Genomic DNA, 23,394 nt, shown 5'->3' with positions numbered 1-23,394 from the left:
GTTCGGGGTCGGGCTGGGCGAACGCGCGTCACATCGCGCGTTCGAGTTTCTTCATCTTCGTCTTGATGCGCGTCTGCTTGAGCGGCGACAGGTATTCGACGAACACGCGCCCCATCAGGTGATCCATCTCGTGCTGGACGCACACGGCCAGCAGGCCCTCGCAGTCGAGCTCGAAGGTTTCGCCCTGCTCGTTGAGCGCGCGCACGCGCACATGATCGGGACGCTCGACCTCGTCATAGATGCCGGGCACCGACAGGCAGCCCTCTTCATAGATCTGCTTCGCGTCGCTCGACCACACGATCTCCGGGTTGATGAACGCGCGCAGCTCGTTCTTCTCCTCGGAGACGTCGATCACGATCACGCGCTCGTGCACGTCGACCTGCGTGGCCGCAAGGCCGATGCCGGGCGCCGCGTACATGGTCTCGGCCATGTCGGCAACGAGCTTGCGGATCCGGTCGTCGACCTTGTCGACGGGCTTCGCGACCTTGTGCAGCCGCTTGTCGGGGTAATGAAGAATATTGAGTAAAGCCATGGCGTTCGGTATTCGGTGGAGCGGCGTGCCGCATCGGCCATCCGGCCAGCTGGTGCTGCCGCCGGGATGCAATGAAGATGAGGCAGACGCGCGGCGAATCAATGCCGCGGATCATGCCTCCTGCAATTGGCCGGGCGCCTGCGCGCGCGGCCCTGTCGAGTATTTCGGATGATGAAAATTTTATCATGGCGCCACGCGGTCCGCTGGCCACCGCATTCGAGGGGCGCCTCATGTCGCCGCAAGCGCTGACCACCTCCGCACTGCGCGCGTGGCTGCAACTCGCGCATGCCCCCGGCCTCGCCCCCGCCGTGCTCGAGGCATTGCTCGATGCATTCGGCTCGCCGGACGCGTTACTACGGGCGTCCGACCAGGCCATCGCCGCCGTCGCCAGCCCCGCCGCCGCCCAGGCCGTGCGCGCGAGCGAGCGTGCCGATCTCGACGCGCGCACCGACGCGGTGCTCGCCTGGCTCGACGCGCCGGGCAATGTGCTCGTCACGCTGAGCGATCCGGCCTACCCGCCGCGGCTGCGCGACCTGCACGATCCGCCGCCGCTGCTATATGTAAAGGGCCGGCTCGACCTGCTGCACGCGCGCAGCCTCGCCGTGGTCGGCAGCCGTCACGCGACGCCGCAGGGTCTTGCCGACGCGACACGCTTCGCACGCGAGCTGTCCGACGCCGGGCTTCCGATCGTATCGGGCCTCGCACTCGGGATCGACGGCGCCGCGCATCGCGGCGGGCTCGACGGCCGGTCGGGCACGGTCGCGGTGATCGCGACCGGCGCCGATCTCGTCTATCCGGCGCGGCACCGCGCGCTCGCCCACGAGATCGCCGCACACGGCGCGATCGTGTCGGAATGGCCGCTCGGCACCCCGGCCCGCGCCGCGCACTTCCCGCAGCGCAACCGGTTGATCGCCGCACTCGCGATCGGCGCGCTCGTCGTCGAGGCCGCGCCGCGCTCCGGCTCGCTGATCACCGCTCGGCTCGCGAACGAGCTGGGGCGCGATGTATTCGCGATGCCGGGCTCGATCCACGCACCGCTCGCGCAAGGCTGCCACGCACTGATCCGCGACGGCGCGAAGCTGACGGCGGCGCCGCTCGACGTGCTCGATGAATACGGGCTGGGCGAACCAGCGGCTCGCGCGGCCGGTATCGCCCTGCAGCTCGACAATCAGGGCGCGAGCACCGCCAACCCCAGCGGAACCGAACCTGCCGGTGCTGCACAAGCCGATCCGGCCGTTGCGGCCGCCATGCCAGCCCGAGCCGACGCACCGCCACCACTGCCTGGCAACCCGTCCGAACAGGCCGTGCTTGCCGCATTGGGATACGGCCCCGTCACCTACGAATGGCTCGCCGAGCACAGCGGCCTGTCCGACGACGTGCTGCACCGCGCGCTGCTTGCGCTGGAACTGGCCGGCCGCGTCGCCAGCCTCCCCGGCGGACGCTTCGCGCGGCTTGACGCGGCGCGCACCCCGCCCGTGCACGGCGTGCTACATTCCCCGGCATAGGGGCGGCCACGCCGCCGACGATACCCAAGGAAACCCATGCCCGCGCTGAATCTCGACACCGATGCGGATCGGATCGCCGAGCGCCTCGCCGACCCCGGCACGTTGCTCGTCGCCTGCCTGTGCGCCGAGTGGTGCGGCACTTGCCGCGATTACCGGACGGCCTTCGACCAGCTCGCCGACGCACATCCGGACGCCTGCTTTGCCTGGATCGACATCGAAACACATGCCGACCAGCTCGACGATCTCGACGTCGAGAACTTCCCGACGATCCTGATCGAAGATACCCACACGGCGCGCTTCTTCGGCACGGTGCTGCCGCATGCGGCGATCGTCGAGCGGATGCTGTCCGACCTGAGCGCGGTACCCGGTGCGCCGCACGCACCGAAATTGCGCAACATCCTGGCTGTCGAAGCCTGAATTCGCGAGCCGGCCCGGTGGTTTTGCGCGCGTTTGCGCGCTCCGCCGCGCCGGGCGCTTGCCGCCGTTGCGGCCCCCCTCTATGATGAGCCGCTTTTTGCACGCTGAGCCGCCATCGCTGCGGCGTGTGCTATAAAGCGGTCGTAAAAGGGACCCACAACCGGCGAACCCGGTCTACCAACACACACCTGTCATGTCCAAAGCACTGATCATTGCGGAAAAGCCTTCTGTCGCGAACGACATCGCACGCGCTTTGGGCGGCTTTACCAAGCATGACGAGTATTACGAAAGCGACGATTTCGTCCTTTCGTCCGCTGTCGGCCACTTGCTGGAAATCGCCGCCCCGGAAGAGTACGAGGTCAAGCGCGGGAAATGGAGCTTCGCGCATCTGCCCGTCATCCCCCCGCATTTCGACCTGAACCCGATCGCAAAAAGCGAGTCGCGCCTCAAGGTGCTCACCAAGCTGCTGAAGCGCAAGGACGTCGACCGCCTGATCAACGCATGTGACGCGGGGCGTGAGGGCGAGCTGATTTTCCGCCTGATCGCGCAGCATGCGAAAGCGAAGCAGCCGGTCCAGCGCCTGTGGTTGCAGTCGATGACTCCGCAGGCGATCCGCGACGGCTTCGCGAACCTGCGCAGCGACGCGGACATGCTGCCGCTCGCCGACGCTGCGCGCTGCCGCTCGGAAGCCGACTGGCTCGTCGGGATCAACGGCACCCGCGCGATGACCGCGTTCAACAGCAAGGGCGGCGGCTTCTTCCTGACGACAGTTGGCCGCGTTCAGACGCCAACGTTGTCGATCGTCGTCGAACGCGAAGAGAAAATCCGCCGCTTCATCCCGCGCGACTACTGGGAAGTGAAGGCCGAATTCGCGTGCGCGGGCGGCTTCTACGAAGGCAAGTGGTACGACCCGAAATTCAAGCGCGACGAATTCGATCCGGAAAGGCGCGACTCCCGCCTGTGGAGCCTGCCGGCTGCCGAAACGATCGTCGCCGCGTGTCGCGACCAGGTCGGCACGGTCTCGGAGGAATCGAAGCCGTCGACGCAGCTGTCGCCGCTGCTGTTCGACCTGACGAGCCTGCAGCGCGAAGCGAACAGCCGCTTCGGCTTCTCCGCGAAGAACACGCTCGGCCTCGCGCAGGCGCTGTATGAAAAGCACAAGGTGCTGACCTACCCGCGTACCGACGCGCGCGCGCTGCCGGAAGACTACCTGTCGACGGTCGAGTCCACGCTCGAGATGCTCAAGGAGAGCAACAACTACCTGCCGCATGCGAAGCAGGTGCTCGACAAGGGCTGGGTGAAGCCGAACAAGCGGATCTTCGACAACTCGAAGATCAGCGACCACTTTGCAATCATCCCGACGCTGCAGGCGCCGAAGTCGCTGTCCGAGCCGGAGCAGAAGCTGTACGACATGGTCGTGAAGCGCTTCCTCGCCGTGTTCTTCCCGGCCGCCGAATTCCGCGTCACGACGCGGATCACCGAAGTCGCCGGCCATCACTTCAAGACCGAAGGCAAGGTGCTCGTCGAGCCGGGCTGGCTGCAGGTGTACGGCCGCGACGCCGAAGGCGCGGATGCGAACCTCGTGCCGGTGCAGAAGGACGAGAAGGTGAAGACGGACGAAATCGCCGCCGTCGCGCTCGTCACGAAGCCGCCCGCACGCTACTCGGAAGCGACGCTGCTGTCCGCGATGGAAGGCGCGGGCAAGCTCGTCGAGGACGACGAACTGCGCGAGGCGATGGCCGCGAAGGGCCTCGGCACGCCGGCCACGCGTGCGGCGATCATCGAAGGCCTGCTCGGCGAGAAATACCTCGTGCGCGAAGGCCGCGAACTGATCCCGACCGCGAAGGCATTCCAGCTGATGACGCTGCTGCGCGGGCTCGGCGTGAAGGAACTCACCGCGCCCGAGCTCACCGGCGAATGGGAATACAAGCTGTCGCAGATGGAGCGCGGCAACCTCGGGCGCGAAGCGTTCATGCAGGAAATCGCCCGCATGACGCAGCAGATCGTGAAGCGCGCGAAGGAATACGATTCGGACACGATCCCCGGCGATTACGCGACGCTCGAGACACCGTGCCCGAATTGCGGCGGCCAGGTAAAGGAAAACTACCGCCGCTTCGCGTGCACGAAGTGCGAGTTCTCGATCTCGAAGATCCCGGGCAGCCGGCAGTTCGAGATCCCGGAAGTCGAGGAACTGCTGCGCGAGAAGACGATCGGCCCGCTGTCCGGCTTCCGCAGCAAGATGGGCCGCCCGTTCTCGGCGATCCTCAAGCTGTCCTTCGACGACGAGACGAAGAACTACAAGCTCGAGTTCGACTTCGGTCAGGACACGGGCGGCGAGGAAGGCGAAGCGCCCGACTTCTCCGCGCAGGAACCGGTCGGCGCGTGCCCGAAGTGCAAGGGCCGCGTGTTCGAGCACGGGATGAGCTACGTGTGCGAGCACTCGGTGGCCAACCCGAAGACCTGCGACTTCCGCTCGGGCAAGGTGATCCTGCAGCAGGAAATCACGCGCGAGCAGATGGGCAAGCTGCTGGCCGACGGCCGCACGGATCTGCTGCCGAACTTCAAGTCGTCGCGCACGGGCCGCAACTTCAAGGCATTCCTCGTGAAGCAGCCGGACGGCAAGATCGGCTTCGAGTTCGAGAAGAAGGAGCCGAAGGCCGCTGCCGCGAAGAAGACAGCAAAATCGGCGACGAAGGATGCCGAAACCGTGACGGAAGGTGCCGAAGAGAAACCGGCACCGGCTCGCAAGACCGCCGCCAAGACCGCAACCAAGACGGCCGCTCGCAAAACGACGGCGCGCAAGACCGGCTCGTAACGACCGGCCGCCGGGGCCTCCCCCGGCCCATCCGGCTCCGGCAGGCAGCCATAAAAAAACGCGGATCGATTGCTCGATCCGCGTTTTTCTTTGTGCGGCGACAACCGCCGCCCGGCCGTCGCGCCGTTACAGCGGCGACGGCGCCGCAACGCGCGTGCGTGGCGAACGCGGCAAGCGCGGCGACAGGTTCGGGTCGGCCGCTTCCGGCTGCTCGGCACGCGTCTCGACGCCGATCGGCGCGAGCACGGAACTCTGCGCAGCCCACTGCTCGCCCATCGTCGCGTCGGTCGAGTGGCTGAAATGCTCGACGAGGTGGTCGATGAACGTGCGCACCTTCGCGGGCAGATGGCGCCGGCTCGGGTAAGCAATGTTGATCTCGACCTGCGGCAGCCGGAAATCCGGCAGCAGCCGCACGAGCGCGCCGCGCGCGATGTCTCCGCCGATCAGGTAGCTCGGCAGGATCGCGACACCCATCCCGAGCAGCGCGAACTGGCGCAGCATCGCGGTGTTGTTCGCGACGATCACGTTGGTCGGGCGCACGCGCACTTCGCCGTCCGGCCCCGTAAACACGCGCTCGTCGCCCCAGTATTCGGTCGGCAAGCTCAGGCTCGGGTGCTCGGCGAGATGCTCCGGATGGGTCGGCACGCCGTGCTTTTCCAGATAGCTCGGCGTTGCGCACACGGTCATGCAGCCGGTGGTCAGGCGCCGCGTGACGATGCTCGCGCTGCGCATCTGGCGCGTGACGACGATACCGACGTCGAAGCCTTCCTCGACGAGATCGACCTGTCGATCGACCAGCGTCAGATCCGGCACCACTTTCGGGAAATTCTCGGTGTACGACTGCAACACGGGCGCGAGGTTATGCAGGCCGAACACGACCGGCGCGACGATGCGCAACGTGCCGACCGGCTCGTGATTGCGCGCGACGACCATCTGCTCGACATCCTCGAGCTCATCGAGGATCTGGCGAGCACGCTCCAGATAGACCTGGCCCGACTCCGTCAGGGAAAGACTGCGCGTGGTGCGGTTCAGCAAACGCGTGCCGAGCCGGCCTTCCAGATCGGCGACGTGACGCGTCGCGACCGCGTTGGAGATATCCATTGCACTCGCGGCCCGCGCAAAACTGCCGAGATCTGCAACCTTGACGAACACGCGCATCGACTGCAAATGATCCATAAACGACTCCTGCCGCTGTTACAACTTCAAAAAGATGATGCAAATGCGTAATTCTCCTACGACAGCGGAAATGATGCAGAGTTGCTCAACAAGGCCCCTGTTGACGATAAAAATAGTCAAAAATCCTCGCCTTCTGCGGATAGTTGATCCAATTATTCTGATTGGAGCAACAATTGGGTGAACCTCGTCGAGTAAGCGGCCGAATCAGGAAGGACGTATTTGATGCGACACAACAGCGCACCCTTCCGCCCGCCGCGCAAGCGGCTCCGGGTCAGGCTGACGCCAATTGCGGCGGAGCGTAACAACCTGTTAAAAAGACACCATGAAGGCGGCCGACGTAGCATGATGTCGGCCCCGGCCGGGCGGGACGGGTGCGCGACGTGCGCCGCCGCCACCGCCGCTTTCAACGCGCGACACCCGTTCACCATGAAAATTGCCATCCTCGACGACTACCAGGACGCCGTCCGCAAGCTGAACTGCTTCGAGATGCTTGCCGACCACGACGTGAAGGTCTTCAACAATACGGTGCGCGGGTTGGGACAACTCGCCAGCCGTCTGGCGGAAGTCGAGGCGCTCGTGCTGATTCGCGAACGGACCCCGATTTCGTCGCAACTGCTCGCCAAGCTGCCGAACCTGCGCATGATCAGCCAGACCGGCCGCATTTCGAGCCACATCGATCTCGAAGCCTGTACCGACCGCGGCATCGCGGTGCTCGAAGGCACGGGCTCGCCGATTGCCCCCGCCGAGCTGACCTGGGCGCTCGTGATGGCCGCCCAGCGCCGCATTCCGCAGTACGTCGCGAACCTGAAGCAAGGCGCGTGGCAGCAGTCGGGCCTGAAGACGTCGGCGATGCCGCCGAACTTCGGCCTCGGCCAGGTGCTGCGCGGCCAGACGCTCGGCATCTGGGGTTACGGCAAGATCGGCCGGCTCGTCGCCGGCTACGGCAAGGCGTTCGGGATGAACGTGCTGATCTGGGGCCGCGAGCATTCGCTCGAGGCCGCGCGCGCCGACGGCTATACGGCCGCCGAAAGCCGCGAAGCGCTGTTCGAGCAGAGCGACGTGCTGTCGCTGCACCTGCGCATGCACGACGACACGCGCGGGATCGTGAAGCAGGAAGACCTGATGCGGATGAAGCCGACGTCGCTGCTCGTCAACACGAGCCGCGCCGAACTGCTCGAGGAAAATGCACTGGTCAACGCGCTGTCGCACAACCGTCCGGGGATGGTCGCGATCGACGTGTTCGAGAGCGAGCCGATCCTGCAGGGCTACAGCCTGCTGCGGATGGAAAACGTGATCTGCACGCCGCACATCGGCTACGTCGAGCGCGAAAGCTACGAGCTCTACTTCAGCGCGGCATTCAGGAACATCCTGGCGTTCGACCAGGGCGACATGTCGAGCGTCGTCAACCCGGAAGCCCTGACGCCGCGCCGCGTGCGCTGAGCGCCGCGGGCCGCGCCCGCCGCGCGGCCCCGCTTCCTGCTTCCCGTCTTCAGGCGGCCGCGCGGCCGCCCGTCATCGTGCCGACGCGCGTGAGGAAATGCTCGCCGTCGCGCCGCCCGAGGTCGTACGCATGCCGCATCTGCGACGGGCTCGTGTAATCCCAACTCGAAATCGGCACCTTGCTCGACGGCTGGACGTACAGCCGCCGCTGCTCGCCATGCGCGACCGTGAACATCTGCGGCCGCGGGTACAGCCGCGTGACGAGCACGAGCACGTCGCCCGGCGTCGGGTCGAGCGCGTCGACCGGCACGTTGTCGACCATCCCGCCGTCGAGCACGGGCCGGCCGCCGCGACGCAGCACCGGCGTGAACGGCGGCGTGCAGGACGACTGCAGGATCAGGTCGGCGAGATCGTCGACGCGCGTGCAGGCCTGCGCGCGCACGAATTCCGGCCGAAAGCCGAGCGTGCGCCCGAGCGTCGGGTGCAGCGTCTTGCGCACGTACTTCTCGATGTTGTATGCGACGAGGCCGGCGGCCACCGCGCTGCGTGCGCCGAGCCAGCGCGGCACGTGCGACACGCCGATGCGGATCTCCGGCGCCGCGGCAAGCTTCGCGAACGGCTCGCCGTAGATGTCGAGCAGCGCCTGACGGTAAATCCGGTAATGCGGAAACACGGGCTCGCGTCCGAACAGGTTGCCCCAGTACGCATTCTTCCGGTTGTGGCGCAGCGCCTCTTCGTAATAGCGCATCACCCAGGCGGCGTCGCGCGTATACAGCATGCACGCGGTCGCCGCGCCGGCCGAGATGCCGGTAATCACACGCGGGCGCAGGCCGAGCGCCGGCTGGGCGACGTCCCAGAAGCCGGCCTGCCACCAGCAGCGATTGCCGCCGCCCGCAAAGACGATCTGGTCGAACATCGCGCCGCTCAGCTGACGAGCGCGTAGGTCGACGTCGCGTGGACCGCCATCTTGCCGTCCTCGTCGAACAGTTCGACTTCGCCGAATACGAGATTGCGGCCCATCCGCAGCACGCGCGCGGTGACGAGCACGTCGCCCTTGCGCACGGGCCGCATGAAGTTCGTGTTCAGCGACACGGTCGTCATCGGCCGGAACTCGCCAAGCGCGGCCGAAATCGCGACCACCATCGCGGTGTCGGCGGCCGCCGTGAACACCTGGCCGCAGATGATGCCGCCCGAATGGCGGAATTCGCCGGAAAACGGCAGGCGCAGCGTGACGCTGTCGTCGCCGATCGACACAGGGACCAGACCGAGCGAGCGGACCCAGGGGGCCAGCAGGCGATCCAGCAATTCGCGGACTGCGTTTTCGTCCATCTTCGAAAGCCCAGAAAGCGTTGCGCGACCGCCGCGCAACACGTGTGGCGTCATCATACCGGGAGCGCGGAAACTGCGATCGCTCGTCATCGGGCCGACAGCTGCCGTTGTCGTGACGAAATATTTTGGGAAATTTGCAGAAAGGGCTTGCAAGGTCTGAAATACCCATGCATAATCTTTCTTCTGTTGGGGGCGTTAGCTCAGTTGGTAGAGCAGCGGACTCTTAATCCGTAGGTCGAGTGTTCGAGTCACTCACGCCCCACCAGGAATTCCGAAGCCCGGTTAGCGAAAGCTAACCGGGCTTTTTCCTTTCCGCCGCCGCATTCGTGGCGCGCGCCCTGTCGCAGTACGCCACCGCACGCCTGTTCCGCAACGTTTCCGCTAGAATCGTCCGACAAATATCACACGACCGGCGCACGGGCTGCCGTTTGCCCGCCGGCACTGAGAGAACATGGGACGTCAGACATGGAAGCATGTAACCGAGACGCGACCATTCAGAGGGCCTGGTTGCGCCGATATCGGCCTGTCCGCCGGGACACGCCGCTCGCCCGATCACGCCGGAATCCGCAGTGCGACGCACGAACCGGATCCGGTCATGCCGGGTAAGGGCGCGCTCGTCGCGCTGGCGCTCGGCGCCGTGCTGCTCGTACTGGCGGGCGTGCTCGCCGTCACGACCGGCCAGGTGGCCGGCCACCTGGTTCGCACGCCGGGCACGGTCGTACGTATCGTGCAGGACAGCGACGCGATGCGCGCGTACCGGCCGATCGTCGCGTATCTCGCGAACGACGGCCAGCGCCGCGAGATCGCCGGCAATACCGCCTCGACCATCCCCGCCTACGACATCGGCGAGAACGTCGACGTCCTGCTCGACCCCGTCCATCCCGAGCGCCCCGCGCTGATCGACGATTTCGCGCAACGCTGGTTTCCGGCGGCGGTGTCGGCACTGCTCGCCGTCGCGTCGTTCGCGATCGGCGCCCTGCTGATCGTCGGCAAGCGCCACCGCATGCAATCCGACGCACCGCCGGCCCGAGCCGAGCGCAAGCAGGCGCGACGCCGCTGGGATATCGCGATCGTGCTGATTCCGATCACGATCGGCACGGGCTTCATCGCCGGAGCCGGCGCAGCCGGCTTGCGTCAGTGGCAGATCGTCCACCACTACGCGCGCTCTACCGGCCACGTCGTCGAGATCGCAAAGAATGCGCGGTCGTCCCGCTCGCGCACGTCGCTGTATTCGGCGATCGTCGCGTTCACGACCGACAGCGGACGCCAGATCACGTTCGCCCAGGGCTCGGCGTCATCGCATCCGGGCCTGCAGGAAGGCGAAGCGGTCAACGTGCTGTACGACCCCGTCACCCCCGAGCGCGCGGTCGTCGACCGCTTCTGGGATCGCTGGGGCCTCACGGCCATCCTGCTGGCAATCGGTGCACCGTTCCTCGCGGCCGGGCTGTTCGTCGCCGCGACGCTGTGGCCGGACCATCGATCGCACGACACCGCGCAATGACATTCGCGCGCCGGCCGCGCACCACGTGGCACGACAACCGGCACGGCGCGCGCATCACCGCTCCCTGAACGCCTCCACCTTCGCGCGGTTCCCGCACGTGCGCATGTCGCACCAGCGGCGCCCGACGCCGCGGCCGCGATCGACGAAGAACCACGTGCACCGGCCGCACTGCCGCACGCGCGCGAAATCATCGCTGCGCAACAACTGCTCGAAGCCGAGTGCGGCCGCATCGACCCAACGCGACGCGGCGCGCGCGTCGGGCCGCCACGCGAACCGGCCGTCGACCGCATCGAACGCGCTGCGCCCGATCGCCTCGCGTATCGCAACGGTAAGCCGTTCCGCCGCACGCGCGCCGGCCGTGCCGCCCTCTCCGGCCGTCAGGTGCGCGATCGCCGTGTAGGCATCCTCCCGAAAGCGATGCAGCGCGGCCAGCGCGTCGGCGTCGTCATGTCGCGCATGACGCAGAAGCCGCGCCAGATCGGCCGGCGCCAGCAACCCCGATCGTTCCGCCCACGCGTGCACGGCCGGCCAGTCGACGAGTTTGTCCGCATCGCGCGTCTTGCCCGTATCGGCCACCGTGTTGAGGAAGTCGAGCGCCGGATGGCCGCCGACGAAATCGGCAGCGCCCCATGTGTGCGCGGGTCGCGCGGGCTCGTATCGAGTAACCATTTATTTGCACCTATCGGTTTCGCATCCGGACAATCCGGCGTAACCTGTTAACAACCAAAACAGGTTAGCACGGAGAGGCCGATGCTCGAACTCGCCAATCGCTTCATTTTCGAAGGCCACCGGATTGCGTGGGGAACGCTCGGCGAAGGCCCGCCGCTCGTGCTCGTGCACGGCACGCCGTTTTCGTCGCAGGTGTGGCGCCGGATCGCACCGTGGCTCGCGCGCCGTCATCGCGTGTTCTTCTACGACCTGCTCGGCTACGGTCAATCCGACATGCCGGACGCCGACGTGTCGCTCGGTCGCCAGAACGTGCTGTTCGGCGCACTGCTCGATGAGTGGAACATTTCGTGCCCGCGCGTGCTCGCGCACGACTACGGCGGCGCAACCGTGCTGCGCGCGCACTACCTCGACGGCGTCGCCTATGCGGATCTCACGCTCGTGAATCCGGTCGCGATCGCGCCGCAGGGTTCGCCGTTCGTACGCCACGTCGCGCAACACGAAGCCGCATTCACCGGACTGCCTGCGTATGCGCATCACGCGCTCGTGTCGGCGTATCTCGGCAATGCGGTCGCCCGGCCGCTGAGCGACGACGCGCTGTCGATCTACCGCGCGCCGTGGCTCACGCCCGTTGGTCAGGCCGCGTTCTATCGTCAGATCGCGCAGATGCGCCAGTGCTACATCGAGGAAGCCGAGGCCCGTTACGCGCCGCCCGATTTTCCGGTGCGCATCGTGTGGGGCGAGGACGACGCGTGGATTCCGCTCGAACAGGGGCAGGCGCTGGCCGATCGCATCGCGAACGGCCAGCTGATCAGGGTGCCGCGCGCGGGCCACCTGGTGCAGGAAGATGCACCGGAGGCGATCGTCGCGGCGGTGCTCGACGGGCCACGGCACGGTTGATCGCCAGCGGTACCGCTTGTCGCGTCAGAACACCGGCACGCCCTGCGCGAGTGTCGAGATGAACTTCGCGGTGCGCGGATCGCGCGGGTCGCCGAACAGGTCGCGCGACGCACCGGCCTCGACGACGCGACCGTCCGCGAGAAACACCGCGTCGTGCGCGATCGACGCGGCCAGCCGCAGGTCGTGCGTCGCCATCAGCATCGTCGTGCCTTCGCGCGCGAGCTGGCGCAGCACCTCGACCACTTCGACGGACAACTCCGGATCGAGCGCCGACGTCGGTTCGTCGCACAACAGCACCTGCGGCGACGGCGCGAGCGCACGTGCAATCGCGACGCGTTGCTGCTGGCCGCCCGACAACGTACCGGGCCACGCGTCGGCCTTGTCCGCGATGCCGACCTTCTCGAGCAGTGCGAGCGCGCGTTCGCGGGCCCGTTCGCGCGGCCAGCGCTGCACGGTGACGAGCCCTTCCATCACGTTCTGCACGACGCTCAGGTGCGGAAACAGCTGGAAGTTCTGGAACACCATCCCGGTCTGTCGGCGCACCGCGAACACGGCGTCGCGCGCTGGCCGGTGCGCCGGCGAGAAGTCGACGCGCACATCACCGACCGTCAGCGTGCCCGCCTCGGGCACTTCGAGCAGGTTCACGCAACGCAGCAACGTGCTCTTGCCGCTGCCGGACGGCCCGATCAGCGCCGTCACGCTACCGGGCTGCAACGCGAGGTCGATCCCGTGCAGCACGCGATGCGTGCCGAACGACTTGTCGATGCGTTCGAGCCGGATCATCGCCACTCCGCCTGGAACAGCGCATGACGGCCGAAGCGGGCTTCGAGGCGACGCTGCAGCGTGGACAGCACCGAGCTGAGCAGCAGATAGATCAGCGCGGCTTCCGTATAGAGAATCATCGGCTCGTAGGTCACGGCCGCGATCCGCTGCGCGGCCTGGAAGATCTCCGGCACGGTCAGCACGGCCGCGAGCGACGTGTCCTTCACGAGCGAAATGAACGAATTCGACAGCGCAGGCAGCGCGACGCGCGCCGCCTGCGGCAGGATCGCGCGGCGCAACGCCTGCGGGCGCGTCATCGCCATCGAGTACGCGGCCTCCCACTGCCCCTTCGGAATCGATTCGATCACGCCGCGAATCACCTCGGCGTTGTACGCGCCGACGTTCAGCGAGAAGCCGATCACCGCGGCCGTCAGCGGATCGAGCACGATGCCGACGCTCGGCAGGCCGTAGAAGATCACGAACAACTGCACGAGCAGCGGCGAACCGCGAAACAGCCAGATGTAGAAACGCACGGCGGCCTGCGCCCAGCGCGGCCCGAACAGCCGCACAAGCGCCGCGCCGAATGCGAGCAGCAGGCCGATCGCGAACGACGCGAGCGTGAGCGGCACCGTGAACACGAGCCCCGCGACGAGCAGGGGCCGCAGCGATTCCGCCATCAGGTGAAGCCAGGCCGGCATCGTTCAGCCTCGCGTCACGGCTGCGACACGTCGCGGCCGAAATACTTCTGCGAGATCTTTGCGTAGGTGCCGTCGGCCTTGATGTCCGCGAGCGCCTTGTCGATCGCGGCCACCAGCGCGGGGCTGCCCTTGCGCAGCAGCACGCCCGATGCGTCGCTCGCGCCACCGGTGTCGGTCGCCGCGATCTTCAGCTTCGCGTCCGGCTTGTGCTTGCGGAAATCGAGGTACGACAGCGAATCGTTGATCGTCGCGTCGACGCGCCCCGAGCTCAGCAGGTCGATCGATTCGTTGAAGCCCTGCACGGGCACCACGTCCGCGCCGTGCGCGGCTGCGAGCTTGCCGAAATTGCTGGTCAGCGTGTTCGCGGATTTCTTGCCCTTGAGGTCGTCGAACGAGCGGATCGTCGTGTTGTCCGCACGCACGATCAGCACCGCGCGCGACGTGATGTACGGTGTCGAGAAATCGTATTTCGCCTTGCGCGCGTCGGTGATCGACACTTCATTGACGACCGCGTCGTAGCGGTTCACGTCGAGGCCCGCGATCAGCCCGTCCCACTTGCCTTCGACGAACTGCGGCTTCACGCCGAGGCGTCGCGCGATCGCGGTCGCGATATCGACGTCGAAGCCCGTCAGCTTGCCGGTTTCGTCGTGGTACGTGAACGGCGCGTAGGTCCCTTCGGTGCCGACCCGGAACACGCCGGACGACTTGATCTGCGACAGGTCATCGGCAGCCAGTGCGCTCGTGACCGCAACGGCCTGCAGCATGGCGACGACCAGGATGGAGCGAAGGAATTTCATGGTGCGGACCCCGAATGATTGGAGGGAATGATCCCGCGGCACGCGTGTGCCGTTCGAGAGGTCCGCGAATTCTACCGACGCGTCGAAGTCCCGCAAAAACGCAAATCCGCTAACGATATGAACGCATCGAATAACGTGCCGGCCAGCCACGCTCACCCCGCCGATGAAATCCGTCGCGATGCAGCACGGCGATCGTCCGACGATTCGTTACCGGCGGTTACAGAAGCGACATCGCGGTATCACCCATTCGGCATGCGCTACGTACCATGAAGACAGGTGAACCTGTTGCTCACGGGCGTTGCCCCCACGAGCGGAGTGAACGGCAAATGAAACGCATCCTGTTGTCCAGTGCCGTCGGCATCGCGGCCGCCTGCCTGTCGGCCAGCGCGTTCGCGCATGCCGACATCGGCGTGTACTTCGGCGTACCGGGGCCGGTGATCGAGGCACCGCCGCCTGTCTACTACACACCGCCGCCCGTCGTGTACGAGCCGGCGCCCGTCTATTTCGGCCCGTACTACGGCGAATATCGCTATCGCCGCTACCGGCACGACAACGGCTGGCATCGCGGCTGGCGACATCACCGCGACGACGACGACGATTGACCGTCGCCTGGCACCCGTCGCAGCCGCATCCCGCCGGGGGACATTCCGCGCGCCGGCCTTCGAACCGGCGCGTCCGCATCACACATCGCTTACCACGGCAGCGAATACGTCTTCGTATTCGTGAAGCTCTTCATCGCTTCCTGCACGCCCTCCTTGTACCCGAGCCCCGAATCCTTCACGCCGCCGAACGGCGTCAGCTCGAGCCGGTAGCCCGGCACTTCGCGCACGTTCACGCTGCCGACCTCCAGCTCGGTGATGAAACGCGTGATGCTGTCGAAGCGGTTCGTGCAGACCGACGACGACAACGCATAGTCGGTGCTGTTCGACATCCGGATCGCTTCGTCGATGTCGCGAAAACGCATGATCGGCGATACGGGGCCGAAGGTTTCGTATTTCACGAGCGGCATGTCGGGCGTCACGCAATCGATCACCGTCGGCGAATACAGCGCGCCGTCGCGGACGTTGCCGACCAGCAGCCGCGCACCGCGCGCGATCGCATCGTTCACCTGTTGCTCGCAGAACTTCGCGGCCGCCTCGTCGATCACCGTACCCATGTCGACCGATGGATCGGCCGGATTGCCGTATGACCACGCACGCGTTTTCTCGACCACCAGCTCCGTGAAGCGATCGGCCACCGACTCGTGCACGAGCATCCGCTTGATCGCCGTACAGCGCTGGCCTGAGTTCTTGTACGAACCCGACACCGCGAGCGTGCTCGCTTCGTCGAGGTCGGCGTCTTCCATCACGATGATCGGATCGTTGCCGCCAAGCTCGAGCACTGCGCGCCGGTAGCCCATCCGCGACGCGATCGACTTGCCGATCGACACACCGCCGGTGAACGTGATGAGATCGATCGCCGGGTTCGTGATCAGTTCGTCGGCGATCTCCTTCGGGTCGCCGGTGAGCACTTGCAGCATCTGCGGCGGCAGGCCGGCTTCGTACAGGATGTCCGCGAACAGGTAGCACGACAGCGGCACCTTCTCCGACGGCTTCACGACGATCCGGTTGTTGGTCGCGACCGACGGCACGATCTTGTGCGCGACCTGGTTCATCGGATGGTTGAACGGCGTGATTGCCGAGATCACACCGAGCAGCGGGTCGCGCTGCGTGTACACGCGGCGCTTCTTCCCGTGCGGTGTCAGGTCGCACGAGAAGATCTGCCCGTCGTCCTTCAGCACTTCGCCGGCGCCGAACGTCAGCACGTCGGCGACGCGGCCGGCTTCGTACGTCGAATCCTTGATGCACAAGCCGGCCTCGGCCGTGATCAGCGCTGCAATCTCGGCGGTGCGCGCACGCACGATGTCGGCCGCGCGGCGCAGGATCGCCGCGCGATCGTGGCGCGTGAGCGTCGGCCGGTAGGCGCGGGCTGCCGCAAAGGCGCGCTTCACATCGTCCAGCGTCGCCTTCGGCACGGTGCCGACCAGCGAGCCGTCGTACGGGTTGCGCACTTCGATTACCGCGTCCCGATGAATCCGTTCCCCATCGATTCGCAGTGCTTCGCGACGAATCTCGCGGACGTCCGTCGATGCTGCAATGGCGTTCATGAGTGTGTCCCCTTACGGATGCGTGCGCATCACTGCAGATGGTTGAGCGCGATGTCGATGATGTCGAAGTTGCGCAGCCGCGCGCGGCCCGAGACGTCGCCCGCGACCGGCTTGCTGAAGATCAGCGGCACGATCTGCTCGGAGATCCCGCCGTGCGAGCGCAGCGGTACGTCGAGGCCCGACAGGTCGTGCTTGATGCGGCGCGTGCCGAGCACGACGTCCTGCTTCGAGATCACGATCAGGTCGCCCATCCGCGCCGGCGGCAGCTCGAAGCGCGCGCAGCCCTCGGCGCCCGTCAGCACGACCTCGATGCCGTCGACCGCGGCGAGCCGTGCGCGCAGCGCCTCGGCATCGGCCGTCGCCGGCACGTAGACGGTCGCGAACGAACCCAGCGCACCGTGGTGCACGACGTACGGATCGGTGATCGGCAGGATCACGCGTGCCGCGTCCTCGCCGAGCCACTCGTCGAACAGCTCCTGCAGGTAGATCACGTTCGGCTCGCCGGTTTCGTCGTCGTGCTTCGCGTTCATCCCGTGGTCGGCCGTGATCGCGACGATCGCGCCGAGTTCGTCGAGGCGCTGCAGGTACTTGTCCATCATCGCGTAGAACGCGTTCGCGCCTTCGGTGCCGGGCGCGCACTTGTGCTGCACGTAGTCGGTCGTCGACAGGTACATCAGGTCGATCGGGCGCGTTTCGAGCAGGCGCACGCCGGCTGCGAACACGAATTCCGACAGGTCCGCGCTGTACACGCTCGGCACCGGCTTGCCGACCAGCTCGAGCACGTTGTCGATGCCGTTTTCCTCGACGCTCGCCTCGTCGGCCTTTTCCGACGAGAAGCAGATGCCCTTCAGCCCCTTGCCGAGCAGGCGGCGCAGCTTGTCCTTCGCGGTGACGACCGCGACCTTCGCCCCTTGCTCCGCGAAGGTCGCGAGCACGGTCGGTGCGACCAGGTACTTCGGATCGTTCATCAGCACCTCGGCACCGGTGTCGCGATCGTAGAAGTAGTTGCCGCTTATCCCATGCACCGCCGGCGGCACGCCTGTCACGATCGACAGGTTGTTGGGGTTCGTGAAGCTCGGCACCACGCACTCGCCCTTGAGCGCCGTGCCCGGCTTCAGCAGCGTGCGCAGGAACGGCGCGACGCCGGCCTCGGCCGCTTCTTCCAGATATTCGTATGCGCAGCCATCGACGCAGACGACCACCACGGGCCGGCTCATCCAGTTGTAGCGGCGGCCGTTCACTTCCACGGATACAGGCGTTTCATTCATGACGTTCATTCCTTTCAGTTCGAAGGGTAGAGCCGTCGGCGCCCGCGTCGCGCCGAAGGGAGGTGTTTTCCATGCTTGACATTAAAATTGATGATTTGTAGATTGTCAACAACATGCAGCGAACAGAAAGCAAAACAACGTAGCAGCAAGAGGGCTGGTCTCCACTCATCCGCCGCGTGCCGCGGCGCCACAGTCAAGGGGTCTGAAGATGAACGAAGTGCCGGTAAACAAGCGTTTGAACGCATGGGCGGCGGGCGCGGCCCGCTTCGCACTGGCCGCGGCGGTCGCGCTCGGCGCGGTGCAGGCGGCGCACGCGAAGACGTCGCTGCTCGTCTATACCGCGCTGGAAGACGAGGCGATGAAGCCCTACAAGGACGCGTTCGAGAAAGCGAACCCCGATATCGAGATCCGCTGGGTGCGCGACTCGACCGGTTCGGTCACCGCGAAGCTGCTCGCGGAAAAGAACAACCCGCGCGCGGATGTGGTGCTCGGCCTCGCCGCGTCGAGCCTCACGCTGCTCGACCTGCAGGGCATGCTGATGCCGTACACGCCGAAGGACTTCGACCAGCTCACGCGCAAGTACAGCGACGCAAACACGCCGCCGCACTGGGTCGGCATGGACGTATGGGGCGCGACGATCTGCTACAACCGCGTCGCCGCGCAGGCGAAGGGCATTCCGAAGCCGACGTCGTGGGAAGACCTGACGAAGCCCGTCTATAAAGGCGCGATCGTGATGCCGAGCCCGGTTTCATCCGGCACCGGCTACCTCGACGTGACCGCATGGCTGCAGACCTTCGGCGACGACCGCGGCTGGAAATTCATGGACGCGCTCGACAAGAACGTCGCGCAGTACGTGCACTCGGGCTCGAAGCCCTGCACGCTCGCCGGCACCGGCGAATTCCCGATCGGCATCTCGTTCGAGTTCCGCGGCCACGAACTGCAGTCGCAGGGCGCGCCGATCGATCTCGTGTTCCCGAAGGAAGGGCTCGGCTGGGACATGGAAGGCACGGCGATCATGAAGACGACGAAGCAGCCCGACGCCGCGAAGAAGCTGGCCGACTTCATGGCGAGCAAGGATGCGAACCAGATCACCGCGCGCTGGTGGGCGATCGTCGCGTACCCGGGTGTCGCACGGAAGCTGGCCGGCATCCCCGACAACTACTCGGACCTGCTCGTGAAGAACGACTTCGTGTGGTCGGCAAAGAACCGCCAGTCGATCCTCGACACGTGGCAGAAGCGCTACGGCTCGAAAACGCAGCAGTAATGCCGCGACCGGCAGCGGGGCCGCGCCGCGCGCCGCCCCGCGCCACCCTTTCCGTCGTCGAATCCGGCCCCCGGGCCGCCCCAGCATGGAGGCGCGCATGGCACCTTATCTGAGCGTAGAACGCATCGAGAAGCGGTACAACGACACGCAGGTCCTGACCGACATCAACCTGAGCGTGATGAAGGGCGAAATGATCTGCTTCCTGGGGCCGTCCGGCTGCGGGAAGACCACGCTGCTGCGGATCATCGCGGGGCTCGAGACGCAGAACGCCGGCCACATCATGCAGGACGGCCGCGACATCTCGCGGCTGCCGCCGCAACTGCGCGACTACGGGATCGTGTTCCAGTCGTACGCGCTGTTCCCCAACCTCACGGTGTACGACAACGTCGCGTACGGGCTCGTGAACCGCAAGATGAAGCGCGACGCGATCCATGACCGCGTACACACGCTGCTCGCACTGGTCGGCCTGCCCGACAGCCATCGCAAGCATCCGGGCCAGTTGTCCGGCGGCCAGCAGCAGCGCATCGCGCTGGCGCGCGCGCTCGCGACCTCCCCCGGCCTGCTGCTGCTCGACGAGCCGCTGTCGGCACTCGACGCGCGGGTGCGCGTGCGGCTGCGCCAGGAAATCCGCGCGCTGCAGCAGCGGCTCGGCGTGACGACGATCATGGTCACGCACGACCAGGAAGAAGCGCTGTCGATGGCCGATCGCATCGTCGTGATGAACCACGGCGTGATCGAGCAGATCGGCACACCGCTCGAAATCTACCGGCAGCCCGCGTCGCCGTTCGTCGCGGACTTCATCGGCCGCGTCAACACGATTCCCGCCGAAGTCGCGCAGGACGGCTCGCTGCGCGCGGGCGCCGTCGGCCTCGACTGCCGCCACGGAACGGCTCGCCCCGCGCAAGGGGCGGCCGTGTCGGTGTACGTGCGGCCGGAAGACCTGCGTATCCGCGTGCCGGGCGAGACGGCCGACAACGTGCTGGCCGGCCGCGTCGAGAAGCTCGAATTCCTCGGTGCGTTCTGCCGCGTGAGCTTCCGGATCGACGGGCTCGACGGCCAGGAGATCGTCGCCGACCTGTCGTATCACGACGTCGACCGCACCGGCGTGCAGGCCGGCGCGCGCATCGACCTCGCGCTCGATCGCGAGCATGTCCGCGTGTTCCCGAGCGCGAAGGAGCGACTGCAATGAGCACCGTCCTGACCGAGCGCCGCCGCGGCGCCTCCGCCCCCGCCGACGTGCGGCAGATCACGCACTGGCACGACCGCATCGCGCAGCTCGCGCTGCTGGCGATGGCCGGGCTGATGTCGATGTTCCTGCTGCTGCCGCTCGCGCTCGTCGTGCAGAAATGCTTCGTCGATGCGGACGGGCGCTTCGTCGGCGCGCACAACTTCGTCGAGTATCTCGAGGACAGCGGCGTGCTGCGCTCGATGCTGCATTCGCTGACGGTCGGCGCACTCGTCACGTCGATCGTCGTGCCGATGGCGTTCACGTTCGCGTATGCGCTGACCCGCTCGTGCATGCCGCTCAAGAACGTCGCACGTACCGTCGCGCTCGTGCCGCTGCTCGCGCCGACGCTGTTGTCCGCAGTGTCGTTCATCTACTGGTTCGGCAACGCGGGGCTGCTGAAGCCGCTGCTGCACGGCCACTCGATCTACGGGCTGCCGGGGATCGTGCTGAGCATGGTGTACGCGTCGTTCCCGCACGTGCTGATGATCCTCGTCACCGCGCTGTCGCTCGCCGACGGCCGGCTCTACGAGGCCGCCGATGCGATGGGCACGAGCCGCACGCGAAAGTTCTTCACGATCACGCTGCCGGGCGCGAAGTACGGGCTGATCAGCGCGACGATGGTGGCGTTCACGATGTGCATCAACGACTTCGGCGTGCCGGTGGTGATCGGCGGTTCGTACAACGTACTGTCGACCGACATCTACAAGCTGATCATCGGCCTGCAGGACTTCAACCGCAGCGCAGTCGTGAGCCTGATGCTGCTGTGCCCGGCCCTCGTCGCGTTCGGCGTCGACTTCTTCATCCGCCGCCGCCAGCAGTCGCAGCTCGGCGCGCGCTCGACGCCGTACCAGCCGAAGCCGTCGCGCGGCTTCGACGCCGCGATGCTCGCGTACTGCGGCGTCGTGTGCGCGTTCTTCATCGCGGTAGTCGGCATCTCGGTGTTCGCGTCGTTCGTGAAGTTCTGGCCGTACCAGATGAGCCTCGGGCTGCAGCACTACAAGATGGGGCTGATCGGCGCCGGCATCTTCGACGCGTACAAGAACAGCCTGCGGATGGCCGCGACGGTGGCGCTCGGCGGCACGATCGTCGTGTTCGGTGGCGCGTACCTGATCGAGAAGACGCGCGGCGCGCGCTGGCTGCGCGGCTTCATCGCCCTGTGCGCGATCCTGCCGATGGGCGTGCCGGGGCTCGTGCTCGGCATCAGCTACATCTTCCTGTTCAACGCGCCCGGCAATCCGCTGAACGGGCTGTACGGGTCGCTGTGGCTGCTCGCGATCGTCACGGTGGTGCACTACTACGCGTCGAGCCACCTGACCGCCGTCACCGCGCTCCGGCAGATCGACAGCGAGTTCGAGGCCGTGTCCGCGTCGCTGAAGGTGCCGTTCTACAAGACCTTCCTGCGCGTGACCGTGCCCGTGTGCCTGCCCGCGATCCTGCTGATCGCGCGCTACCTGTTCGTCAACGGGATGACGACGGTCTCGGCCGTCGCGTTCCTCTACTCGCCCGACACGCAGCCCGCGTCGGTCGCGATCCTGAACCTCGACGACGCGGGCCAGATGGGCCCCGCCGCCGCGATGGCCACGCTCGTGCTCGCGACCTCGTCGTTCGCGTGCGTGCTGTTCGCGTGCATCTCGCATCGACTGTTGCGCCGCACGCAGGCCTGGCGCAACCCGCATCGCCACTGATTTTCCAGCCGCATTCACGTGACGTCCCGACTTCATCAAGGAGACACCATGACGCTCGCCGCCCAGCCCATCCTGCTCACCCCAGGCCCCCTGACGACCTCCGACACCACGCGCGACGCGATGCTGCGCGACTGGGGATCGTGGGACAGCGACTTCAATGCGATCACCGCGCGGCTGCGCGAACGCCTGCTGCAGATCGTGCACGGCGAAGGCACGCACGAATGCGTCCCGCTGCAAGGCAGCGGCACGTTCTCGGTCGAAGCGGCCATCGGCACGCTCGTGCCGCGCGACGGCCACGTGCTCGTGCCGAACAACGGCGCGTACTGCCAGCGCATCGCGAAGATTTGCCGCGTGCTCGGCCGCAAGCTGACGACGATCGACTACCGCGAGGATCGCCGCGTCGATCCGGCCGACGTCGAACGCGCGCTCGCCGCCGATCCGACCATCACGCACGTCGCGCTCGTGCACTGCGAAACGGGTGCCGGCGTGCTGAACCCGCTGCACGACATCGCGCAGGTCGTCGCGAAGCACGGCCGCGCGCTGATCGTCGACGCGATGAGCTCGTTCGGCGCGATCGACATCGACGCGCGCACGACGCCGTTCGACGCGGTGATCGCGGCCTCCGGCAAATGCCTCGAAGGCGTGCCGGGGCTCGGCTTCGTGATCGCGAAGCGCAGCGCGCTCGAACGCTGCGAAGGCAACAGCCACTCGCTCGCGATGGACCTGTACGACCAGTGGGTCTACATGCAGCGCACGACGCAGTGGCGCTTCACGCCGCCGACGCACGTGGTCGCGGCACTCGACGCCGCCGTCGGGCAATATGTCGACGAAGGCGGGCTCGCCGCACGCGGCGGCCGCTACCAGCGCAACTATCGCGCGCTGATCGACGGGATGCTCGCGCTCGGCTTCCGGCCGTTCCTCGACCCGGCGATCCAGGCACCGATCATCGTCACGTTCCATGCGCCGGACGATCCGAACTACGACTTCAAGCGGTTCTACCAGGAGGTCAAGCAGCGCGGCTACATCCTGTATCCGGGCAAGCTGACCGAGGTCGAGACGTTCCGGGTCGGCTGCATCGGCCACTTCGGCGAAGCCGGCATTCCGGGCGCCGTCGCCGCGATCGCCGACACGCTGCGCGCGATGGGCGTGCGCAGCGTGTCGGCCGAAGCCGCCGCCTGACGTGACGCAATACGACGTGACGTGATGGTCCCCGCCGCATGCACGTTCGCATGCGGCGGCCAGTTGTTTCGGGCCGTGCGCGGCAC

21 protein-coding genes and 1 tRNA gene are annotated in these 23,394 nt (G+C 66.6%); 12 read left to right on the top strand and 10 right to left on the bottom strand.

The features are described 5' to 3' along the window. Window positions 1-28: 28 nt before the first annotated feature. On the bottom strand, window positions 29-532 hold the full coding sequence (gene def, locus BDI24065_RS33865) for a peptide deformylase (RefSeq protein WP_006477461.1): 504 nt from the start codon (window positions 530-532) through the stop codon (window positions 29-31). 185 nt (window positions 533-717) lie between these two features. On the opposite strand from def, the gene dprA reads away from it, so the two are divergent. The 3 genes from dprA to BDI24065_RS33850 all read left to right on the top strand — a co-directional run bounded on the left by dprA (window position 718) and on the right by BDI24065_RS33850 (window position 5,269). Next, on the top strand, window positions 718-2,037 hold the full coding sequence (gene dprA / locus BDI24065_RS33860) for a DNA-processing protein DprA (RefSeq protein WP_254609912.1): 1,320 nt from the start codon (window positions 718-720) through the stop codon (window positions 2,035-2,037). Window positions 2,038-2,073: 36 nt separating this feature from the next. Next, window positions 2,074-2,454 (top strand): thioredoxin family protein, encoded by a 381-nt coding sequence (locus tag BDI24065_RS33855; RefSeq protein ID WP_039353754.1) that lies wholly within the window; start codon window positions 2,074-2,076, stop codon window positions 2,452-2,454. Window positions 2,455-2,647: 193 nt separating this feature from the next. Further along, window positions 2,648-5,269 (top strand): DNA topoisomerase III, encoded by a 2,622-nt coding sequence (locus BDI24065_RS33850; RefSeq protein ID WP_175034854.1) that lies wholly within the window; start codon window positions 2,648-2,650, stop codon window positions 5,267-5,269. A gap of 126 nt (window positions 5,270-5,395) precedes the next feature. Here the strand turns inward: BDI24065_RS33850 and BDI24065_RS33845 are convergent, their stop codons facing one another. After that, complete coding sequence (locus BDI24065_RS33845) at window positions 5,396-6,445, bottom strand: LysR family transcriptional regulator (RefSeq protein ID WP_175034853.1); 1,050 nt, start codon at window positions 6,443-6,445, stop codon at window positions 5,396-5,398. A gap of 426 nt (window positions 6,446-6,871) precedes the next feature. Between BDI24065_RS33845 and BDI24065_RS33840 the strand changes: the two genes are divergently transcribed. Further along, window positions 6,872-7,885, top strand: coding sequence for a D-2-hydroxyacid dehydrogenase family protein (locus tag BDI24065_RS33840; RefSeq protein ID WP_011353578.1), 1,014 nt, complete (start codon window positions 6,872-6,874; stop codon window positions 7,883-7,885). Window positions 7,886-7,934: 49 nt separating this feature from the next. Here BDI24065_RS33840 and BDI24065_RS33835 read toward each other — a convergent pair whose 3' ends face one another. Both BDI24065_RS33835 and BDI24065_RS33830 read right to left on the bottom strand, forming a co-directional pair. Then, the gene (locus BDI24065_RS33835; RefSeq protein WP_175034852.1) at window positions 7,935-8,801 is read right to left on the bottom strand and encodes a patatin-like phospholipase family protein; all 867 of its coding nucleotides are present in this window, start codon (window positions 8,799-8,801) and stop codon (window positions 7,935-7,937) included. 8 nt (window positions 8,802-8,809) lie between these two features. Beyond that, window positions 8,810-9,214, bottom strand: coding sequence for a PaaI family thioesterase (locus tag BDI24065_RS33830; protein ID WP_006477449.1), 405 nt, complete (start codon window positions 9,212-9,214; stop codon window positions 8,810-8,812). A gap of 189 nt (window positions 9,215-9,403) precedes the next feature. Between BDI24065_RS33830 and BDI24065_RS33825 the strand changes: the two genes are divergently transcribed. Both BDI24065_RS33825 and BDI24065_RS33820 read left to right on the top strand, forming a co-directional pair. Next, a tRNA-Lys gene (locus BDI24065_RS33825) sits at window positions 9,404-9,479 on the top strand. Between the two features lie 186 nt (window positions 9,480-9,665). Beyond that, complete coding sequence (locus BDI24065_RS33820) at window positions 9,666-10,715, top strand: DUF3592 domain-containing protein (RefSeq protein ID WP_175034851.1); 1,050 nt, start codon at window positions 9,666-9,668, stop codon at window positions 10,713-10,715. Between the two features lie 54 nt (window positions 10,716-10,769). Here the strand turns inward: BDI24065_RS33820 and BDI24065_RS33815 are convergent, their stop codons facing one another. Beyond that, window positions 10,770-11,384: a CGNR zinc finger domain-containing protein gene (locus BDI24065_RS33815; RefSeq protein WP_175034850.1), complete on the bottom strand. Its 615-nt coding sequence runs from the start codon at window positions 11,382-11,384 to the stop codon at window positions 10,770-10,772. Between the two features lie 81 nt (window positions 11,385-11,465). Between BDI24065_RS33815 and BDI24065_RS33810 the strand changes: the two genes are divergently transcribed. After that, on the top strand, window positions 11,466-12,281 hold the full coding sequence (locus BDI24065_RS33810; RefSeq protein ID WP_175034849.1) for an alpha/beta fold hydrolase: 816 nt from the start codon (window positions 11,466-11,468) through the stop codon (window positions 12,279-12,281). 24 nt (window positions 12,282-12,305) lie between these two features. On the opposite strand, the gene BDI24065_RS33805 is transcribed toward BDI24065_RS33810, so the two are convergent. The 3 genes from BDI24065_RS33805 to BDI24065_RS33795 are packed head-to-tail and all read right to left on the bottom strand — an operon-like array spanning window position 12,306 to window position 14,538. Continuing rightward, entirely contained in the window at window positions 12,306-13,064 is a 759-nt protein-coding gene (locus tag BDI24065_RS33805; protein WP_175034848.1) for an amino acid ABC transporter ATP-binding protein, read from the bottom strand. Then, the gene (locus BDI24065_RS33800) at window positions 13,061-13,741 is read right to left on the bottom strand and encodes an amino acid ABC transporter permease (protein WP_175034847.1); all 681 of its coding nucleotides are present in this window, start codon (window positions 13,739-13,741) and stop codon (window positions 13,061-13,063) included. The genes BDI24065_RS33805 and BDI24065_RS33800 overlap by 4 nt, the downstream gene beginning before the upstream one ends. Before the next feature lie 14 nt (window positions 13,742-13,755). After that, window positions 13,756-14,538 (bottom strand): amino acid ABC transporter substrate-binding protein, encoded by a 783-nt coding sequence (locus BDI24065_RS33795; RefSeq protein WP_175034846.1) that lies wholly within the window; start codon window positions 14,536-14,538, stop codon window positions 13,756-13,758. 326 nt (window positions 14,539-14,864) lie between these two features. Between BDI24065_RS33795 and BDI24065_RS33790 the strand changes: the two genes are divergently transcribed. After that, a complete protein-coding gene (locus BDI24065_RS33790; protein ID WP_175034845.1) occupies window positions 14,865-15,140 on the top strand; it encodes a hypothetical protein in 276 nt (91 codons plus the stop codon). Window positions 15,141-15,229: 89 nt separating this feature from the next. Here the strand turns inward: BDI24065_RS33790 and phnY are convergent, their stop codons facing one another. Then, window positions 15,230-16,684, bottom strand: coding sequence for a phosphonoacetaldehyde dehydrogenase (gene phnY, locus BDI24065_RS33785; RefSeq protein WP_175034844.1), 1,455 nt, complete (start codon window positions 16,682-16,684; stop codon window positions 15,230-15,232). Window positions 16,685-16,713: 29 nt separating this feature from the next. Next, window positions 16,714-17,952: a phosphonoacetate hydrolase gene (gene phnA / locus BDI24065_RS33780; RefSeq protein WP_174937368.1), complete on the bottom strand. Its 1,239-nt coding sequence runs from the start codon at window positions 17,950-17,952 to the stop codon at window positions 16,714-16,716. Between the two features lie 208 nt (window positions 17,953-18,160). Here phnA and BDI24065_RS33775 point away from each other — a divergent pair, with 208 nt between their 5' ends. The 4 genes from BDI24065_RS33775 (at window position 18,161) to BDI24065_RS33760 (ending at window position 23,308) form a co-directional block, all read left to right on the top strand. Continuing rightward, window positions 18,161-19,216 carry a putative 2-aminoethylphosphonate ABC transporter substrate-binding protein gene (locus tag BDI24065_RS33775; RefSeq protein WP_174962986.1) on the top strand — a complete coding sequence of 352 codons (1,056 nt, stop codon included), beginning with the start codon at window positions 18,161-18,163 and terminating at the stop codon, window positions 19,214-19,216. Between the two features lie 97 nt (window positions 19,217-19,313). Further along, on the top strand, window positions 19,314-20,405 hold the full coding sequence (locus BDI24065_RS33770; protein WP_175034843.1) for a putative 2-aminoethylphosphonate ABC transporter ATP-binding protein: 1,092 nt from the start codon (window positions 19,314-19,316) through the stop codon (window positions 20,403-20,405). Beyond that, the gene (locus BDI24065_RS33765) at window positions 20,402-22,129 is read left to right on the top strand and encodes a putative 2-aminoethylphosphonate ABC transporter permease subunit (protein ID WP_175034842.1); all 1,728 of its coding nucleotides are present in this window, start codon (window positions 20,402-20,404) and stop codon (window positions 22,127-22,129) included. The genes BDI24065_RS33770 and BDI24065_RS33765 overlap by 4 nt, the downstream gene beginning before the upstream one ends. A 48-nt stretch (window positions 22,130-22,177) precedes the next feature. After that, window positions 22,178-23,308, top strand: coding sequence for a 2-aminoethylphosphonate--pyruvate transaminase (locus BDI24065_RS33760; protein ID WP_175034841.1), 1,131 nt, complete (start codon window positions 22,178-22,180; stop codon window positions 23,306-23,308). Window positions 23,309-23,394: the final 86 nt, after the last annotated feature.

The sequence above is a fragment of the Burkholderia lata genome (genome assembly GCF_902499025.1).
GTDB classification, from domain to species: Bacteria; Pseudomonadota; Gammaproteobacteria; order Burkholderiales; family Burkholderiaceae; genus Burkholderia; species Burkholderia lata_C.
The sequence above is the reverse complement of the archived record's forward strand: the minus strand, read 5'-3'. Positions and strand labels throughout refer to the sequence as shown.

What these genes read in the sequence shown, in the direction of transcription:
- BDI24065_RS33795 (WP_175034846.1), bottom strand. Translation starts at nt 14,538, where the DNA reads ATGAAATTCCTTCGCTCCATCCTGGTCGTCGCCATGCTGCAGGCCGTT.
- BDI24065_RS33855 (WP_039353754.1), top strand. Translation starts at nt 2,074, where the DNA reads ATGCCCGCGCTGAATCTCGACACCGATGCGGATCGGATCGCCGAGCGC.
- BDI24065_RS33800 (WP_175034847.1), bottom strand. Translation starts at nt 13,741, where the DNA reads ATGCCGGCCTGGCTTCACCTGATGGCGGAATCGCTGCGGCCCCTGCTC.
- BDI24065_RS33790 (WP_175034845.1), top strand. Translation starts at nt 14,865, where the DNA reads ATGAAACGCATCCTGTTGTCCAGTGCCGTCGGCATCGCGGCCGCCTGC.
- BDI24065_RS33820 (WP_175034851.1), top strand. Translation starts at nt 9,666, where the DNA reads ATGGGACGTCAGACATGGAAGCATGTAACCGAGACGCGACCATTCAGA.
- BDI24065_RS33770 (WP_175034843.1), top strand. Translation starts at nt 19,314, where the DNA reads ATGGCACCTTATCTGAGCGTAGAACGCATCGAGAAGCGGTACAACGAC.
- BDI24065_RS33850 (WP_175034854.1), top strand. Translation starts at nt 2,648, where the DNA reads ATGTCCAAAGCACTGATCATTGCGGAAAAGCCTTCTGTCGCGAACGAC.
- dprA (WP_254609912.1), top strand. Translation starts at nt 718, where the DNA reads ATGGCGCCACGCGGTCCGCTGGCCACCGCATTCGAGGGGCGCCTCATG.
- phnA (WP_174937368.1), bottom strand. Translation starts at nt 17,952, where the DNA reads ATGAATGAAACGCCTGTATCCGTGGAAGTGAACGGCCGCCGCTACAAC.
- BDI24065_RS33775 (WP_174962986.1), top strand. Translation starts at nt 18,161, where the DNA reads ATGAACGAAGTGCCGGTAAACAAGCGTTTGAACGCATGGGCGGCGGGC.
- BDI24065_RS33815 (WP_175034850.1), bottom strand. Translation starts at nt 11,384, where the DNA reads ATGGTTACTCGATACGAGCCCGCGCGACCCGCGCACACATGGGGCGCT.
- def (WP_006477461.1), bottom strand. Translation starts at nt 532, where the DNA reads ATGGCTTTACTCAATATTCTTCATTACCCCGACAAGCGGCTGCACAAG.
- BDI24065_RS33805 (WP_175034848.1), bottom strand. Translation starts at nt 13,064, where the DNA reads ATGATCCGGCTCGAACGCATCGACAAGTCGTTCGGCACGCATCGCGTG.
- BDI24065_RS33840 (WP_011353578.1), top strand. Translation starts at nt 6,872, where the DNA reads ATGAAAATTGCCATCCTCGACGACTACCAGGACGCCGTCCGCAAGCTG.
- phnY (WP_175034844.1), bottom strand. Translation starts at nt 16,684, where the DNA reads ATGAACGCCATTGCAGCATCGACGGACGTCCGCGAGATTCGTCGCGAA.
- BDI24065_RS33845 (WP_175034853.1), bottom strand. Translation starts at nt 6,445, where the DNA reads ATGGATCATTTGCAGTCGATGCGCGTGTTCGTCAAGGTTGCAGATCTC.
- BDI24065_RS33765 (WP_175034842.1), top strand. Translation starts at nt 20,402, where the DNA reads ATGAGCACCGTCCTGACCGAGCGCCGCCGCGGCGCCTCCGCCCCCGCC.
- BDI24065_RS33830 (WP_006477449.1), bottom strand. Translation starts at nt 9,214, where the DNA reads ATGGACGAAAACGCAGTCCGCGAATTGCTGGATCGCCTGCTGGCCCCC.
- BDI24065_RS33810 (WP_175034849.1), top strand. Translation starts at nt 11,466, where the DNA reads ATGCTCGAACTCGCCAATCGCTTCATTTTCGAAGGCCACCGGATTGCG.
- BDI24065_RS33835 (WP_175034852.1), bottom strand. Translation starts at nt 8,801, where the DNA reads ATGTTCGACCAGATCGTCTTTGCGGGCGGCGGCAATCGCTGCTGGTGG.
- BDI24065_RS33760 (WP_175034841.1), top strand. Translation starts at nt 22,178, where the DNA reads ATGACGCTCGCCGCCCAGCCCATCCTGCTCACCCCAGGCCCCCTGACG.